Below are 15,980 nucleotides of genomic sequence, written 5' to 3'. Positions count from 1 at the left end.
CCCGGCCCGGCGTCAGGCTGCGGACGTCGCCGTGGTGATGGCCACTCGGGACGCCTTGCGGGCGGGCCACAAGGACGCGAGCAGCGCGATCGTCATCGCGAGCGCGATGCCGGCGGCCAGGCGTCCCCAGGGCAGTACCAGCGTGTAGCCGGAGACGGTGTCCTGAAGGGTGCGGCCCAGGGCCCAGCCCAGGAAGATGCCGAGCAGCGTGCCGAGGGTCGCGCCGAACGCGCCGACGATCAGGGCCTCCCAGCGGATCATGCGGGTGACTTGGGCGCGGGCCAGGCCGACGGCCCGCAGGGTGCCGATCTCCTTCTGTCGTTCCAGGACCGACAGGGCCAGCGTGTTGGTGACGCCGAGCCCGGCGATCAGGGCCGCCATGGTCAGCAGGGCGTAGAAGATGTCGAGCTGGTCGCCGATGTCGCCGCTGTACTCGTCCTCGACCGCGCTCCGGTCGAGGACGGCCAGGGCCGGGTCGTCGCCGAGGGCGTGGGTGAGTGCGCTGTACGTCGCCGGGCTCGCGCCGCCGCTCGTCCGGTCCGTGGCGACCAGGATGACGTGGGTGTGCGGGCTCTCGTCGTAGCGGGCCACGAGGGAGTCGGCCGCGGTGATGCTGGGGAGCAGGTTGCTCTGGGGGTCGGCGCGGTAGATGGCGCCGACGGTGACCCGGCCGCTCTTCCCGCCGCGGCGCACGGGCAGGCTCTGGCCCACGTGCCAGCCGGCCTCCTTCGCCTTGTAGTCGGCGACCGCGATCCGGCCTCGGGTGAGGGCGTCGAGCGACCCGCCGACGAGGTCGTAGCGCATCAGCCGCCCGACGGCGGTGGGGTCCACGCCGGTCAGTACCGCCGGGCTGCCGCCGAGCACATAGCCGGTGGACTGGTTGAGTCCGCTGACCGTGGCGCCCGGCGTCCCGGCGGCCGCCTTCGTGTTGGCCGCGGTCAGCCGCGCGCTGTCGACAGCGGGCTTGACCAGGTAGTCCGCGGTGAAGTCGTGCGTGGTGGCCCGCTCCAGGTAGTGGCTTGCCGAGGCGCCGAGTACGGACAGGCCGGAGGCGAGCGCCAGCGCGACGGTGAGGGCGGCGGCCGTGGCGCCGGTGCGGCGCGGGTCGCGCGTCGTGTTGCGGGTGGCGAGGACGCCCTGGACCGGACTGATCCGTAGCAGCAGGGGGCGCAGCACGGCGACGAACGGCCGGGCGAGGAGCGGAATCAGGCCGAGTACGCCGACCACGGCGAGGAGGGTCCCCAGGCCGATGACGGTGCGTGCGTCGGGTCCCGCGCCCACGGCCCCGTACACCACGACCAGGACACCGATCCCCGTCAGCGCGGCGCCGACGGCCGTGCGCGGGGAGCGTGCCGTGGCGGGCGTCGGAGTGTCGCTGCCGGTGAGTGCGGTGACGGGGGCGATGGACATGGCCCGGCGGGCGGGCAGCCACGCGGCGACGACCGTCATCGCGGTGCCCAGCAGCATGGTGCCGAGCAGGGTGGCGGGCGACAGGACGAGCGGGCCCGCCGGGCTGCTCGCCGTGCCGAGGAGTCGGTTCAGGGCGGCGGCGACGCCGGTGCCGATGAGCAGGCCGAGCGCGGAGGCGACGGAGCCGACCAGGACGGACTCGGCGAGCAGGATGCGGCGTACCTGCCGGCCCGAGGCGCCGAGCAGACGCAGCAGGGCCAGTTCGCGGGTACGGCGCCCGATCAGCATGGTGAACGTGTTGGAGATCAGGAACGCGGCCACGAACATCGCCACCAGCGAGAAGCCGAGCAGGATCTGACCCATGGTGTCCTGGTCGCTGGAGGCGAGGTTCGCCTGGATGCGGCCGAGCGTCGCGCCGGTCACGGCGCCGGCTCCCTTCGGCAGCAACTTTTCGACACGTTCGGCGAGTTCGGGTGCGCTGATGCCGCTCTCCGCGGCCAGCTCGATGCTCTGTACGTGACCGGGCGTGGCGAAGAGGCGCTGGGCGGTCCGCGTCGTGAACAGGGTGAGGGTGCCGCCGTCGGTCAGGCGGTGGCCGTCGGAGCGGAAGACACCGCTGAGGCGGTACGTCGCCGCGGCCTGGCCCGTGCCCACGCGGACGCGGTCGCCCGCCCGGTAGCCGCCCCGCGCCGCGGTGGACGCGTCGAGTGCGATCTCGTCGTCGTGGGTCGGGCCGTGGCCGGCGGTGAAGCGGTACGCGGGGTCGGTGCCGTCGGTGCCTTCCGTGCCGTGCCGGTCGGCCGGGGCGTAGTTGCTGCCGCGGTGGGAGTCGCCGTCGCCGAGCAGCCGGCCGTTCCGGTCGGCCACTGCGGCGGAGCCGTCGACGCGGTTCGCGGCGTGCGCGACGCCGGGAACCCGGGCGAGCCGGGATGCGAGCCGCTCGTCCAGGCCGGTCGGCGCCCCGCCGTCCGGCACGGCGTCGACGCCGACGTTGACGGCGATGCGGTCGTAGCCCGCCGAGGCCTGTTCGGCGGCGGCGTCGGACCGGGTCTGGCTGAAGACGAGACTGCCGGTGGCGAACGCGACACCGAGGACGACAGCGAGCGCGGTCATCAGCAGACGCGCTTTGTGCGCGAGGACGTTGCGCAGGGCGGTACGGAACATGGGATACGGATCCTGGGGCAGGCCGGTGCCCTCCCACCGGGGAGGGAGGGAGCCGGGGGGGAGGGAGAGGTCGGGGGAGAGGGCGCGAGACGTGGGCAGATGCAGATGCAGATGCCTCAGACGGTGACGGCGCGCGGGTCGAAGTCCTTCATGCGTTCGAGCACCCGCTCCGCGCTCGGCCGCACCATCTCGTCGAAGACGCGGCCGTCGGCGAGGAAGACGACACGGTCCGCGTAACCGGCGGCGACAGGATCGTGGGTGACCATGACCACGGTCTGGCCCAGGTCGCGCACCGAGTCGCGGAGGAAGCCGAGGATCTCCGCACCGGTGCGTGAGTCGAGGTTCCCCGTCGGCTCGTCGGCGAAGACGATCGACGGTTGTGCCGCGAGCGCGCGGGCGACGGCGACGCGCTGCTGCTGCCCGCCGGAGAGCTCGGCGGGCCGGTGGTGCAGCCGTCCGGTCAGGCCGACCATGGCGATCACGTGGTCCAGCCACTGCCGGTCCGGGTGGCGCCCCGCGATGGTCAGGGGCAGGGTGATGTTCTCCAGAGCGGTCAGCGTGGGCAGCAGGTGGAACGCCTGGAAGACGAAGCCGATACGGTCCCTGCGCAGTTCGGTCAGCTGTCTGTCGTCGAGTCGGCCCAGTTCCGTGGTGCCGATGCGCACGGATCCCGACGTGAACGAGTCCAGTCCCGCCACGCAGTGCATCAGCGTCGACTTGCCGCTGCCGGACGGGCCCATGATCGCGGTGAACTCGCCCTGCCGGAAGGAGATGTCGACGCCGTCGAGGGCGCTGACACGGGTCTCGCCGCGGCCGTAGGTCTTGTGCAGATCGCGGGCGGCCGCGGCGACGGGGCCTTGGCCGGCGGGGCTCGGGGCGACGGTCATGAAGGACTCCTTCTCGGTGCGTGGCGTACGCGTCTGCGTGGTGGCGTACGCGTGTGCGTGGCGTACGCGTCTGCGTGACGTACACGTCGAAGGCTCCGCGAGCGGTGTATCAGCGGCTGATCCGCGCCCGCGCCACGGCGTATCAGTTCCGCGGCAGGTGCAGGGCGGCGACCGCGCCGCCGCCCTCGTCCTCGGCCGTGCCCAGCCGCAGCTCCGCCCCCAGCACCCGGGCCTGGCCCAGGGCGATGGTCAGGCCCAGACCGTGGCCGCCGCCGCGTTCCCGCGCGCCCGTACGGAATCGGCGGGGCCCCTCCCGCAGCAGGTCGGCGGGGAAGCCGGGACCGTGATCGCGGACCGTGACGGCGTTCTCGGCGACGGTGACCTCCACGGGCGTGCGGCCGTGCCGATGCGCGTTGACGACGAGATTGCCGACGATCCGTTCGAGCCGCCGGGGGTCGGTCCGTACCGTCGGCTGGGCCGTCGTGACGACTTCCGTGGGCAACCCGGTGCGCGCGACCGCCTCCCGCACCACCGCGTCGAGCGGGACGGACGTACGGGCCGGTTGTTCGGCGCCCGCGTCGAGACGGGAGACCTCCAGCAGATCCTCGACCAGGTCGCGCAGGTCACGGATCCTGGCCCGCAGCGCGTCCTCGGTCTCACCGGCGGGCAGCAGATCGGCGGCGGCCAGCAGACCGCCGACCGGGGTCCGCAGTTCGTGCGCGACGTCCGCGGTGAACCGGCGCTCGGAGTGCAGCTGTCGCGCCAGGCCGTCCGCCATCGCGTCGACGGCGGCCGCGATGCCGGAGATCTCGTCGCGCCCCTTGGTGGGGCCGGTACGGGCGTCCAGGTCCCCGGCGGAGATGCGGCCCGCGGTCTGCGACACGCGGTGCAGCCTGCGGCCCAGGACTCCCGAGCCGAGGACCGCGAGGGGCGTCACCACGGCCAGGGCTGCCAGCGAGGCGACCGTCATACTCATGTCGAGACGCTCGAGGCCGTGCATCTGCGGGCCCATGTTCACCTGGAACGCCAGGACCTTGCTGCCGGGGCCGCCGACCCGCTGGGCCGCCCACATCGAGGGGCCGAGGTTCCCGTCCACCCGCCCGTCGTAGACGCTGTGCCGCTCGCCGTCGGGCGGTTCGCGCAGAGCGGAGGGCAGGTCGGGTGGATCGACCCGTACGCCATCCGCCAGGATGTCGCCGCGACGATACGTGTCCACCGCCGAGTACAGCTTGTTGAGCGCCTCGGCCTCGGCGCGGGCCTGGATGTCCCACCGGGTCCACACGTGCACCATCACGCCCACGGTGGCGGCGACCAGTCCGGCGCAGGCCGCCGCGAGGGCCGCGATCTTCCACCGCACGGGCATGCTGCCGGACCTGGGCGAGCGGCCGGGGGCGTTCCGTGCCGTGGCGTTCCGTGCCACGTCAGCGCCTGAGCTTGTAGCCGAAGCCGCGGACGGTCTCGATGCGGTCCCGGCCGATCTTCCTGCGGAGCCGCTGGACACACAGGTCGACGACGCGGGTGTCGGCGTCCCAGCCGTAGTCCCACACGTTGCGCAGCAGCGCGTGCCGGTCGAGGACGATCCCCGGCTCGGCCGCGAACTCCAGCAGCAGCTTCAGCTCGGTGGGTGTCAGTGCGACGGGCGCACCGCCGACGGTCACGACCATGCCGCCCATGTCGATGCGCAGATCGCCGAACTCCAGCACGCCGGGGCCGGTCGGCGGCGCCTGCTCCGTGCCGGGCGCGGCCGCGAGCCGCGGGTACGTCGCGCGGCGCAGGAGGGATCGGATCCGTGCGACCAGGACGTAGGTGTCGACGGGCTTGACCACGTAGTCGTCGGCGCCGGCCTCCAGACCGGCGACCACGTCGAGTCCGTCGCCGCGCGCCGACATCATCAGCACGGGCACGAGGCTGGTCTCGCGGACCCTGCGGCACAGTCCGATGCCGTCGAGGCCGGGCAGCATCACGTCGAGGACGAGCAGGTCGAAGTCCTCCTCGCGGAAGCGCTCCAGGCCCTCCAGGCCGTCGCTCGCGGTCCGCACCCGATAGCCGTACCGCTCCAGGGCCGAACCGAAGGAGCGACGCATCAGGTCGTCGTCCTCCACCAGCAAGACGTGCTCGGCGGTTTCGGGTGGCGGGCTGGACGACATGAGAGCGGGGCCTTTCGAACGTCGCGGGGGTCCGGCGGGTGCCCGGAGGGACCCGGCCGCTGTCACCGGTGTCCCCTTCGAACCATATGTCAGACATGGCACACGGCATCGCCGAGCCGAAGCCACTCACGCCGGGCCCGCCCGACTCTGCATCATCGACCCGGCGGTCCGGTCGCAGCCGTGTATCAGCCGGGGCGCAACCCGGCCGGAGGCATGAGTACTGCGAACCGGCAGAAGCGGGTTTGTCGCAGCTCGCCGCGGCGGTCGCCGACTGGATCACGGACACCGCCTAGGCGCACACCAGGTAGGCGAGCCCCCGCGCACCCCGGACCTGCGAGCGGTCAGGAAGGTGTGGCGCTGCCCGGCGCGGTTCGGTGCGCCACGGGCGGCGGCCGGTCCGCGAGCCGGGCGCCTCGTGCTAGGAAGAGCCATGCCCGATCGTGATGCGTACGACGCCGTCATCGTCGGCGGTGGCCACAACGGCCTTGTCGCCGCCGCCTATCTCGCCCGCGCCGGACGGTCCGTGCTGCTCCTGGAGCGGCTCTCCGGAACCGGGGGCGCCGCCGTCTCCAGCCGCCCCTTCCCCGGGGTCGACGCGCGGCTCTCCCGCTACTCGTACCTCGTCAGCCTGCTGCCGAAGAAGATCGTCCGGGATCTCGACCTCAACTTCAGGGTGCGCACCCGCACCATCTCCTCCTACACCCCCACCGACCGGGACGGCCGCCCCACCGGCCTCCTCGTGGGCGGCGGCGAGGCCCGCACCCGGCAGGCCTTCGCGCGGCTCACCGGCGGACAGCGCGAGTACGACGCCTGGCGCGCGTTCTACACCATGACCGGCGAGGTCGCCCGCCGCGTCTTCCCCACACTCACCGAACCCCTGCCGAGCCGCGCCGAGCTGCGCGCCCGCGTCGACGACGACACCGCGTGGCGCACCCTCTTCGAAGAGCCGATCGGCACCGCCATCGAGGAGCGCTTCGCCGACGACCTGGTGCGCGGCGTCGTCCTCACCGACGCCCTCATCGGCACGTTCGCCGACGCCCACGATCCGTCCCTGCGACAGAACCGCTGCTTCCTCTACCACGTCATCGGCGGCGGCACCGGCGACTGGAACGTGCCCGTCGGCGGCATGGGCGCCCTCACCTCCGCCATCGCCGACTCGGCGCGCATGTCGGGCGCGCGGCTGCGCACGGGGTGCGAGGTGACGCGGATCGACACCGATGGGCGGCACGCCGAGGTGGCGTACCGGACGGAGGGCGCCGAACACACCGCCTCCGCACGCCACGTCCTGGTCAACGCCTCACCGGAGGCCCTCGCGGGACTGCTCGGCGACGAGCCGCCCGAGCCGGCCGAAGGCGCCCAGTTCAAGGTCAACATGCTGCTCGAACGGCTGCCGCGGCTCCGGGACACGACCGTCGACCCGCGCGAGGCCTTCGCGGGAACCTTCCACATCGCCGAGGGCTACGCGGAGTTGGGGACCGCGTACGCCCAGGCCGCCGCCGGTACGCTGCCCGCCGCCCCGCCCTCCGAGATCTACTGCCACTCCCTCACCGACCCCACCATCCTCGGGCCCGACCTCGTCGAGCGCGGCTGCCAGACCCTCACTCTCTTCGGTCTGCACACACCCGCCCGGCTCTTCGGCGGCGACCACGACACCGCGCGCGCCGAACTCCTGAAGTCCACCCTCGCCCAGCTCGACGCCCACCTCGCCGAGCCGATCGCCGACTGTCTGGCCCTCGACGCGCAGGGCCGCCCCTGCATCGAGGCGAAGACCCCGCTCGACCTGGAACGGGACCTACGGCTGCCCGGCGGCAACATCTTCCACCGCGACCTCGCCTTCCCCTACGCCCAGGAGAGCACCGGCCGTTGGGGCGTGGAGACCCGGCACGCCAACGTGCTGCTGTGCGGCGCGGGCGCAGTGCGCGGCGGCGGTGTCAGCGGCATCCCCGGGCACAACGCCGCGATGGCGGCGCTGGAGGCGGACGCCGGAGCCGGTCGGGCCGGTCAGAAGTAGCGCGTGAACGGAGTCGCGTCGACGGCGAACAGGCCGGCGAAGGGGCTGTCCATCTGGTAGATGAGGAGGACGGTGAAGGTGATCAGGCCGGAGAGGCCCATCACCATCACGACGTGCGTGAAGCTGCGCCGCACGCCGAACATGAACATGAAGGCGATGGTGAGGACGCCGCCGACGATCAGGCCGAACCAGATCACCGGGGACAGCTGCTCCGCGGAGTCGGCCTCACGTCCGCGGCGTGCCTCGTCGAGGATGCTCAGTTGTGCCAGCGTCTCCTGGCCCGTCGCCTGCTGGGCCGGCGTGGCGTCGGCGGGCACCTGACTCGTCGCGCGCACCTTGTCGAGCAGTTGCCAGCCCGTCGTGCCGAGCGGTGCGCGCTCGGCCATGGCGGGCCACTCGGTGTCGGCGACGTGCCGGACGTACGACTCGATCTCGCCGCGCATCCGGTCGCCCTGCCGTGCGGGCAGACCTGACGCGAGCAGATGGATCTGGTGCGCGGCGCTGGCCTCGGCGGCGGTGTGGTCCTCGGCTCCCGAGTGGGCGTCCCACACCGACACCAGGGCGAGGCCGAGGACGAGGGCGTACAGCACGCCGACCATCATCGAGATGTACTCGGCGACGTCCTCGCGGGGTTCGTCATCCGGTCCCGGCGGCCAGAACCTGTGTTTGATCAGGACGACCGTCGCGGCGAGCAGGGCGACGCCCAGGACGATGGCGAAACTCTCGATCATCGGCGGTCCCTTTTCGTTGCGGACGGCTGCGGACGGCTGCGGACGGTTGCGGACGGTCAGAGTCTGCGCGAGCCGAACACGGCGGCCGCGATGGCTGCGGGCAGGAGGATGAGGAACAGCGCGGCCAGCATGCCGAGTCCGGTGGGGGTGCGGTCCCGCCGGATGAAACGGCCGGCCAGGGAGCGCCGCGGTTCGTTGCGTGTTTCGGTACGCGGCTTGTTCTTCCTCGGCGGCGGCTGCTGCACCTGATCTCGGGCCGCACCCGGCGGGATGTCTCCCGGCGGCACAACGCCCGGCGCGACCACACCCGGTGGAAGCACACCCGGTGGCACCGCACCAGGCGGGACCGCGCCCGGTGGCACCACTCCCGGAGCCAGGCCCGCTCCGGGAGGCGGTGCGGGGCCGACAGGGCCGATCACCGGTGCCGCGATGCCCGGTGGAGGCGGCGGCAGGGGGAAGAGGGCGATGACCGGAGGCCCGGGCTGCGGTGGAGGTACGCCCGGTCGCCCCCGGGGCGGCCCGGCGTGCGGTGGCCGCGGCGCCACGGCCGTCGGCCGGTGAGGCCTCGGCGCGCGCGGGACGGGCGGCGGGGCGCGGAGCGTGAAGCGTGCGGAGGAACGTGCCGTCAGCCGAGGGGGCGCCACCGCCGCGCCGCGGGCGTCGAGCGTGCGCAGCAGGTCGCTGCCGTCCGCCTGACCGCGGCTCTCGTACGTACCGGGCGCGCGCCGCACCACGGCGACACACGTGGCCGACGCGCCGGGGGCGAGGTGGGCGAGGACCGGCTGCGCTGACCCCGCACAGCCGATCCGCTCCGCGGGCAGCGCCGTGTCCGTGACGCGTACGCCGTGGACGGGCTTGTTGCCGTGGTTGGCCACGACGTAGCGGACCTCCGCCCGGTCGGGTTCCGTTACGCGCGCCGTCTCCGTCAGACCGAGGGCCGCACCGACCCCCGCGTACCCCGAGCGCGCGGTCGCCTGCACCATCGCGCGCAGATAGGGCTGCTGGCCGACCGCCCGTACGTCACCGACCCAGGCACCCGGGCGCGCGGCCGCGGTCGCCGAGCAGTACACCGAGCGGTATCCCGCCAGCATCGGCACACGGTCGAGATCGCCGGGGCAGCGGATGGCGGCGCCGGGCATGCCGGGGTCGTGCACCCGTACGTGGTGCAGGTCGGCGCCACCGCGGTTGATCAGGCGGTACGACTTCACGACCGTGGCCCCGGTCCGGATGCCGGGGTCGAGGGCGCCGAGGCCGGGGCGGGTGTTGACCGTGACCTCAAGGCCGAGCTTGCCCGCGGTGGGACCGTCGGCGGCGGAGGGCCCGGCGGCCGACCAGCAGCCCCCGGTCAGGACAAGACCGACCAGCAGCCATCGCGCCCGAGCCGATCCCGCGCCCACTCCTCCGATGATCACACCGGGATGCTGGTACGGGACGTCCCGACCGTCGACCCCGGCACGCCCGCACGCCCGGCGATTCACCTGAGCGGCGGCAGCGGCCCCGCCGACCGGCCCCAAGGCAGGTCAGGGAGCGCCCCCGAGGCCGATCTCGTTGCCGTCGGGATCGCGGTACGTCGCCTTGCGGACCCCGTTCGCGTACGTGTCCCGCTGCGCCGGGGCGAGGCCGCGGTCGGCGATCCGCGCCACGCGCTCGTCGAAGTCGCCGACGAAGACGGTGAGGCGGGCGTGGCCCGCGTGGTCGGGGAGATGCTCGATGTACAGGTAGCGGTGTTCCGCGAGCTACCAGACGGCTTCGACGTCGTTCGGGGAGAACGTGGGAGGGCCGCCCAGCAGGCGTTCGTACCACGTCACGGCCGACGCGTAGTCGCTGACCGGAATGCCGGAGAGCAGATCGAGGGACATACGGCCATCGTAGGAAGAGCCCGTCCCGGTCGCGTGTCGAAAGACCGGCTCGGGCGGTTCACTCGGGCGTCTCCACGATGGCCGGCATCGGGGGGCCTCCCGGCTGCCATGCCTGGAGGAAGGCCTGCTGGCGGCTGAGGTCGACGAGTTCGACGCGTGCCCCGATGCTGTCCATCCGGTGGTAGGCGAACGGGCGGCCGTGGGGGCAACCGGAGAAGTCCACGGGGAAGCCCTCCCTCTCCAGGCGCCGTGAGCCCTCCCGGATGTCGCTCGACCAGAAGCCGATGTGGTCGAACCTGGCCCCGTCCTCCGTGTGCCAGGGGCTGCCGGGCGCGCCCTCTATGAGTTCGATGAAGGGAGCTCCGCCCGAGGTGAAGACGATCCGGTAGTCCCATGCCCCGAGCCGGTCGGAGACGGGTGCGCTCCATTCGACACCGGTGGAGGGCTGGAAGTCGCGCATGGCCTGTTCGAGATCGGGGACGGCGAAACACACGTGGTAGAAGTCAGCCATCCGTCCATGATCGGCTGTCGCGGCGCGTGGGGCCAGGGGGCCGACGCCCGACAGGGCGAACCGGTTGATCTGACACTGCATCAGAAAATCTCTTCCCTCGTCCGGACCGCTGCGGCATCCTGCGCCCATGCAGACGGAGTTGAGCAGGAGACTGGGAGTCGAGCACGCCATCTTCGGTTTCACGCCGTTCCCCGCGGTGGCCGCCGCCATCAGCAGGGCGGGCGGGTTCGGAGTGCTCGGCGCGGTCCGCTACACGGCACCCGACGAACTGGCCAGGGACCTCGACTGGATGGAGGAACACGTCGACGGCAGGCCCTACGGGCTCGACGTCGTCATGCCCGCCAAAAAGGTCGAGGGCGTCACGGAGGCCGACGTCGAGGCGATGATCCCGGAGGGGCACCGGCAGTTCGTGCGGGACACCCTCGCCAAGCACGGCGTGCCCGAGCTCGCCGAGGGCGAGGCGTCGGGCTGGCGCATCACCGGCTGGATGGAGCAGGTGGCCCGCAACCAGCTCGACGTCGCCTTCGACTACCCGATCAAACTCCTCGCCAACGCGCTCGGTTCACCCCCGGCCGACGTCATCCGACGCGCCCACGACCACGACGTCCTCGTCGCGGCCCTCGCGGGCAGCGCCCGGCACGCCCGCAAGCACGCGGACGCGGGCATCGACATCGTCGTCGCCCAGGGGTACGAGGCGGGCGGTCACACCGGTGAGATCGCCTCCATGGTGCTCACCCCCGAAGCCGTCGACGCGGTCGCGCCGCTCCCCGTGCTCGCCGCCGGAGGCATCGGCAGCGGGCAGCAGATCGCGGCCGCGCTCGCGCTCGGCGCGCAGGGCGTGTGGCTCGGCTCGCTGTGGCTCACCACCACGGAGGCCGACCTGCACTCGCCCGCGCTGACCCGGAAGCTCCTGGCGGCCGGTTCCGGCGACACGGTCCGCTCGCGGGCCCTCACCGGCAAGCCCGCACGCCAGTTGCGCACGGAGTGGACCGACGCCTGGGACGACCCGCAGGGCCCCGGCACGCTGCCGATGCCGCTCCAAGGCCTGCTGGTCGCCGAGGCCGTTTCGCGGATCCAGAAGTACGAGGTGCAGGAGCTGCTCGGCACCCCGGTCGGGCAGATCGTCGGCCGGATGAACAGCGAACGAAGCGTCCAGGCCGTCTTCGACGATCTGACGCGCGGCTTCGAGCGGGCCGTCGACCGTGTCATCCGTATCGCGGGAAGGGAAAGCCAGTCGTGAGCACACCCCCGAATGGATTCTGGGCCCAGGCCGCGGCCGACCCCGGCCGCACCGTCCTCGTGGCGCCCGACGGCGAGGAGTGGACGGCGGGCCGGCTGCACGGCGCCGTCAACCGGCTGGTGCACGGGCTGCGGGCCGCGGGCCTGGAGCGCGGGGACGCGTTCGCCGTCGTACTGCCCAACGGCGTGGAGTTCTTCACCGCGTACCTGGCCGCGTCCCAGGCCGGTTTCTACCTCGTGCCCGTCAACCACCACCTGGTCGGCCCCGAGATCGCCTGGATCGTCTCCGACTCCGGCGCCAAGGTGCTCATCGCGCACGAGAAGTTCGCTGACGCCGCGGTGGCCGCGGCCGACGAGGCCGGCCTGCCCCCGACCCACCGCCACGCCGTCGGTGACATCCCCGGCTTCCGTCCGTACGCCCAACTCATCGACGGCCACCCCGAGTCCGCCCCGGAGGGCCGCACGCTCGGCTGGGTCATGAACTACACCTCGGGCACGACCGGCCGTCCGCGCGGCATCCGCCGCCCCCTGTCCGGCAAGCTCCCCGAGGAGTCCTACCTCGGCGGCTTCCTCGGCATCTTCGGCATCAAGCCCTTCGACGGCAACGTCCACCTGGTCTGCTCGCCGCTCTACCACACGGCCGTCCTCCAGTTCGCGGGCGCGGCACTGCACATCGGCCACCCGCTGGTCCTGATGGACAAGTGGACGCCCGAGGACATGCTCCGCCTCATCGACGCGCACAAGTGCACGCACACGCACATGGTGCCGACCCAGTTCCACCGGCTGCTCGCGCTCCCCGATGCGACACGCGCCGCGTACGACGTGACGTCGATGCGGCACGCCATCCACGGCGCCGCGCCCTGCCCCGACCACGTGAAGCGGGCGATGATCGAGTGGTGGGGCGAGTGCGTCGAGGAGTACTACGCGGCGAGCGAGGGAGGCGGCGCCTTCGCCACCGCCCAGGACTGGCTGAAGAAGCCCGGGACGGTCGGAAAGGCCTGGCCCATCAGCGAGTTGGCGGTCTTCGACGACGACGGGAACCGCCTCGGCCCCGGCGAGCTCGGCACCGTCTACATGAAGATGTCCACCGGCGGATTCTCGTACCACAAGGACGAGTCGAAGACGAAGAAGAACCGCATCGGCGACTTCTTCACCGTCGGCGACCTCGGCCTCCTCGACGAGGACGGGTATCTCTTCCTGCGCGACCGGAAGATCGACATGATCATCTCGGGCGGGGTCAACATCTACCCCGCCGAGATCGAGTCGGCGCTGCTCACCCACCCCGCCGTCGCGGACGCCGCCGCCTTCGGCATCCCGCACGACGACTGGGGCGAGGAGGTGAAGGCCGTCGTGGAGGTCACCGAGGACCGGACCGGCGACGCCGCTCTCGCCGCCGAGATCCTCGCCCACTGCGAGCACCACCTCGCGGGCTACAAGCGCCCCAAGAGCGTCGACTTCATCGAGACGATGCCCCGCGACCCCAACGGCAAGCTGTACAAGCGGCGCCTGCGCGAGCCGTACTGGGAGGGGCGGGAGCGCGCCGTGTAGGCCGCGCCCCCGGCCCGCGCGGAGCAGGGGTTCAGCGGCGCTCGCGCACCCGCACCACCTCCAGCTCCGGGTCGCGCAGGATGTCCTTCTCGCAGAAGCGCGACGTCACCCAGCGCTCCTTGCCGTACAGGCGCGTCTGATCGCTGTAGTGAGGGGAGTTGGGGTTGGACGACTGGGAGTACGACAGGAGTGTGCGGGCCTCGGGGCAGCTGCCGGAGTTCCAGCCGACCGCCTGGATGTGGCTCGACCCGTGGGCGACCTCCGTGTAGCCCGCCTTCTTGTCCCAGTTCGCCTCGATCTTGTTCCACACGCCGAGGGACTCGGTGCCGCCGGAGACCGGGATGCGCTTGCCATGGCGTACGACGTACTGGTTCGCGCCGAGCGGGGCGTCCACGTCGGCGCCCGCCGCCGTCAGCTCGGTCACCGCGTCGGCGAGTGCGGTACGGAAGGCGGGCAGCGTGGTGTCGAGGGTGTTCGGCGTGCGCACAGGGTCCGCCGCCGAGAACGGCACCTTCCACAGCTGCGCGTTGGGCACGGCCGCCGTCAGCTTGCGCCAGAACCGGTCGAAGAGCAGGGCGCCGCGGCTGTCGGTGTCCATGCGGTGGTCCCAGCGGGCCAGGACCTTGCAGGCCCTGCGTACGTCAACCACCCTGCCGTCACTGCCCGTCGCCGTGCCGCCGGGCAGCGCCGCGCAGGCCTTCGCCGCGTCGTCCGCCGCGAGACCGGCGGCCGGGACGCGGTTGGCGAACTGCTGGCGCTGGAGGTCGCGTACGGTGAGGTCCCCCTTCTCCGCCATCGCCGCCACGTCCTCGACGGCGCCGCGGGTGCGCATCGAGCGCTGGGTGCCGATCGTCCCGAAGATCCGCTCGTAGCCGGTGATCGGGTGGTCGGCGTTGGTCAGCCAGGCGCTGTCGTTGGAGTTCTCCGCGTACGGGGCGTCCTGCAACGTCGGCATCCTCGACGGGCCGAAGGTGCCGGGCTGCACCGCGTCCTTGTCCGAACCCAGCGCGCACGCGCCGCGCGACCCGTCGAGGACGGCGACCCCGGAGGCCGGGTAGGTGACCTTCCCGAGCGGCGTGCTGCAGCGCTCCGCGAGGTCGTCGGTGATGCGGGGGAGCACCTGGGACTGGCTGAGCAGCGAGTGCCCGTGCCGGTCGGCGGCCACGGTGTTCACCCAGGGCAGCCCCTGTGTCTCGCGCAGGGACTTGAGGATGCCCGCGGTCGAGCGCGCCCTGCCGAAGCCGAGGTCGGTGTCGCTGCCGCGCAGGTTGACGGCGTTGGGGTCGTTGAGCGCGTACGCCGTGGTCGAGGTCCAGGGCAGCGGGAGCTGGGCGCCGAGGCCCGTGACGACGGGGCCGTACCGTGTCCAGTACTGGGTGCGCGTGATCGGGACGCCGTCCTTGACCGGCACGGTGACCGTGCGTTTCGTCATCTTCCTGCGCTTGCCGTCCACCAGGTAGGTGGTCGGGTCGGACGGGTCCAGCGTGAGCTGGTGCAGGTTCAGGGTGACGCCGGTAGCGACGGTGTGGCTCCACGCCACGTCGCCGTTGAAGCCGATGTTGACCACGCTCGTGCCGAGCAACGAGCCGCCGGAGACGTTCAGTTCGCCGGGTATGGTCTGCTGCGACTGCCAGAAGCGGCGGCCGCCCTGCCAGGGGTAGTGCGGGTTGCCCAGCAGCAGGCCCTTCCCGTTCGCGGTGGTCTCTCCGCCGAACGCGACGGCGTTGGAACCCATGTCGGCGTCCTGTGAGGAGAACAGCTCGCGAGCCGCCTCCGCGGTGCGCCCCGGGTCGGGGGCGGCCTGCCGGGTGGTGCTTCCCGATGGCGGGGTGGTCGGCGGCGCGGCCGCTGTGATGCCGTCGATGCCGCGGCCCTGCCCGCCGAGCACCTGCACGGCGAAGCCCTGCCGTGCCACGTCGAGTGCGGTGATCGGGCGTACCCAGTCGGCCTTCGCGCAGGCCGGGTCGGTGATGCGGTTCTGCTTCAGCCAGGCGTTGTAGCCCGCGGCGAAGCCCCGCATCAGCTCCTTCGTCCGGCGGCTCGGCCCGGCGGGCGAGGGCTGTGCGAGGAGCTTCTCCACGGTCCCCGCCTCCCGCACCCCGCGGAAGTACAGGTCGCTGCCGAGGTTCGTGGACGCCGACGACAGCGCGGAACCGGGCGAGGCGTCGGGCCCGAAGTGCCGCGAGCGCTCGCCGCGTACGGTCACGTAGCCGTCGGCGAGCGTGCACACCTGGTCGGCGGCCTGTGCCCAGCCGGTGCCGAAGCCGAGGTTCGCGTAGTCCTCGGCCAGGATGTGCGGAATGCCGTACTCGGTGTAGCGGATGGTGGCGTGCAGGCCGCCGCCCGAGGGGCGTGCGTCCTTCGGCGCGGCGCCCGCGCCGGACGACGGGAGCAGGGCCAACGCCGTCAGCAGGGTGATTCCCACGGCTGTCGTGCGTCTTGTGCGGATGCGCATCATGCCTCCCAACTGGGG

Annotated in this window: 13 protein-coding genes; 3 read left to right on the top strand and 10 right to left on the bottom strand. The window is 72.6% G+C overall.

Features of this window, described 5'->3' with window-relative positions; translation table 11 throughout:
• Window positions 1–12 precede the first annotated feature (12 nt).
• The 4 genes from DEJ48_RS02275 to cseB form a co-directional block, all read right to left on the bottom strand.
• The gene (locus tag DEJ48_RS02275; protein WP_150213973.1) at window positions 13–2,574 is read right to left on the bottom strand and encodes an ABC transporter permease; all 2,562 of its coding nucleotides are present in this window, start codon (window positions 2,572–2,574) and stop codon (window positions 13–15) included.
• 116 nt (window positions 2,575–2,690) lie between these two features.
• A complete protein-coding gene (locus DEJ48_RS02270) occupies window positions 2,691–3,461 on the bottom strand; it encodes an ABC transporter ATP-binding protein (protein WP_150213971.1) in 771 nt (256 codons plus the stop codon).
• Window positions 3,462–3,603: 142 nt separating this feature from the next.
• Window positions 3,604–4,824, bottom strand: a complete 1,221-nt coding sequence (locus DEJ48_RS02265) for a sensor histidine kinase (protein ID WP_150213969.1) — start codon at window positions 4,822–4,824, stop codon at window positions 3,604–3,606.
• 58 nt (window positions 4,825–4,882) lie between these two features.
• Window positions 4,883–5,608: a two-component system response regulator CseB gene (gene cseB, locus DEJ48_RS02260; protein ID WP_150213966.1), complete on the bottom strand. Its 726-nt coding sequence runs from the start codon at window positions 5,606–5,608 to the stop codon at window positions 4,883–4,885.
• Window positions 5,609–6,038: 430 nt separating this feature from the next.
• Here cseB and DEJ48_RS02255 point away from each other — a divergent pair, with 430 nt between their 5' ends.
• Complete coding sequence (locus DEJ48_RS02255; protein WP_150213964.1) at window positions 6,039–7,619, top strand: phytoene desaturase family protein; 1,581 nt, start codon at window positions 6,039–6,041, stop codon at window positions 7,617–7,619.
• On the opposite strand, the gene DEJ48_RS02250 is transcribed toward DEJ48_RS02255, so the two are convergent.
• The 5 genes from DEJ48_RS02250 to DEJ48_RS02235 all read right to left on the bottom strand — a co-directional run bounded on the left by DEJ48_RS02250 (window position 7,610) and on the right by DEJ48_RS02235 (window position 10,720).
• Complete coding sequence (locus DEJ48_RS02250; RefSeq protein WP_150213962.1) at window positions 7,610–8,350, bottom strand: DUF4239 domain-containing protein; 741 nt, start codon at window positions 8,348–8,350, stop codon at window positions 7,610–7,612. The two genes, DEJ48_RS02255 and DEJ48_RS02250, sit on opposite strands and share 10 nt — an antisense overlap.
• Before the next feature lie 56 nt (window positions 8,351–8,406).
• Entirely contained in the window at window positions 8,407–9,762 is a 1,356-nt protein-coding gene (locus tag DEJ48_RS02245) for a hypothetical protein (RefSeq protein WP_150213961.1), read from the bottom strand.
• 108 nt (window positions 9,763–9,870) lie between these two features.
• A complete protein-coding gene (locus DEJ48_RS40730) occupies window positions 9,871–9,993 on the bottom strand; it encodes a hypothetical protein (protein WP_263399429.1) in 123 nt (40 codons plus the stop codon).
• A 93-nt stretch (window positions 9,994–10,086) separates the two neighbouring features.
• Window positions 10,087–10,209, bottom strand: coding sequence for a hypothetical protein (locus DEJ48_RS40725; RefSeq protein ID WP_263399428.1), 123 nt, complete (start codon window positions 10,207–10,209; stop codon window positions 10,087–10,089).
• Window positions 10,210–10,267: 58 nt separating this feature from the next.
• Window positions 10,268–10,720: a VOC family protein gene (locus tag DEJ48_RS02235; RefSeq protein ID WP_150213959.1), complete on the bottom strand. Its 453-nt coding sequence runs from the start codon at window positions 10,718–10,720 to the stop codon at window positions 10,268–10,270.
• A gap of 127 nt (window positions 10,721–10,847) precedes the next feature.
• Between DEJ48_RS02235 and DEJ48_RS02230 the strand changes: the two genes are divergently transcribed.
• Together DEJ48_RS02230 and DEJ48_RS02225 are read left to right on the top strand one after the other, a co-directional pair.
• Entirely contained in the window at window positions 10,848–11,960 is a 1,113-nt protein-coding gene (locus DEJ48_RS02230; protein ID WP_150213957.1) for an NAD(P)H-dependent flavin oxidoreductase, read from the top strand.
• Entirely contained in the window at window positions 11,957–13,507 is a 1,551-nt protein-coding gene (locus DEJ48_RS02225; protein WP_150213954.1) for an acyl-CoA synthetase, read from the top strand. The genes DEJ48_RS02230 and DEJ48_RS02225 overlap by 4 nt, the downstream gene beginning before the upstream one ends.
• A 31-nt stretch (window positions 13,508–13,538) precedes the next feature.
• Here the strand turns inward: DEJ48_RS02225 and DEJ48_RS02220 are convergent, their stop codons facing one another.
• Complete coding sequence (locus DEJ48_RS02220) at window positions 13,539–15,962, bottom strand: penicillin acylase family protein (RefSeq protein ID WP_150213953.1); 2,424 nt, start codon at window positions 15,960–15,962, stop codon at window positions 13,539–13,541.
• Window positions 15,963–15,980: the final 18 nt, after the last annotated feature.

Source organism: Streptomyces venezuelae (assembly GCF_008642315.1).
Taxonomy (GTDB): Bacteria; Actinomycetota; Actinomycetes; order Streptomycetales; family Streptomycetaceae; genus Streptomyces; species Streptomyces venezuelae_D.
This window is presented reverse-complemented; position numbering and strand designations above follow the sequence as displayed.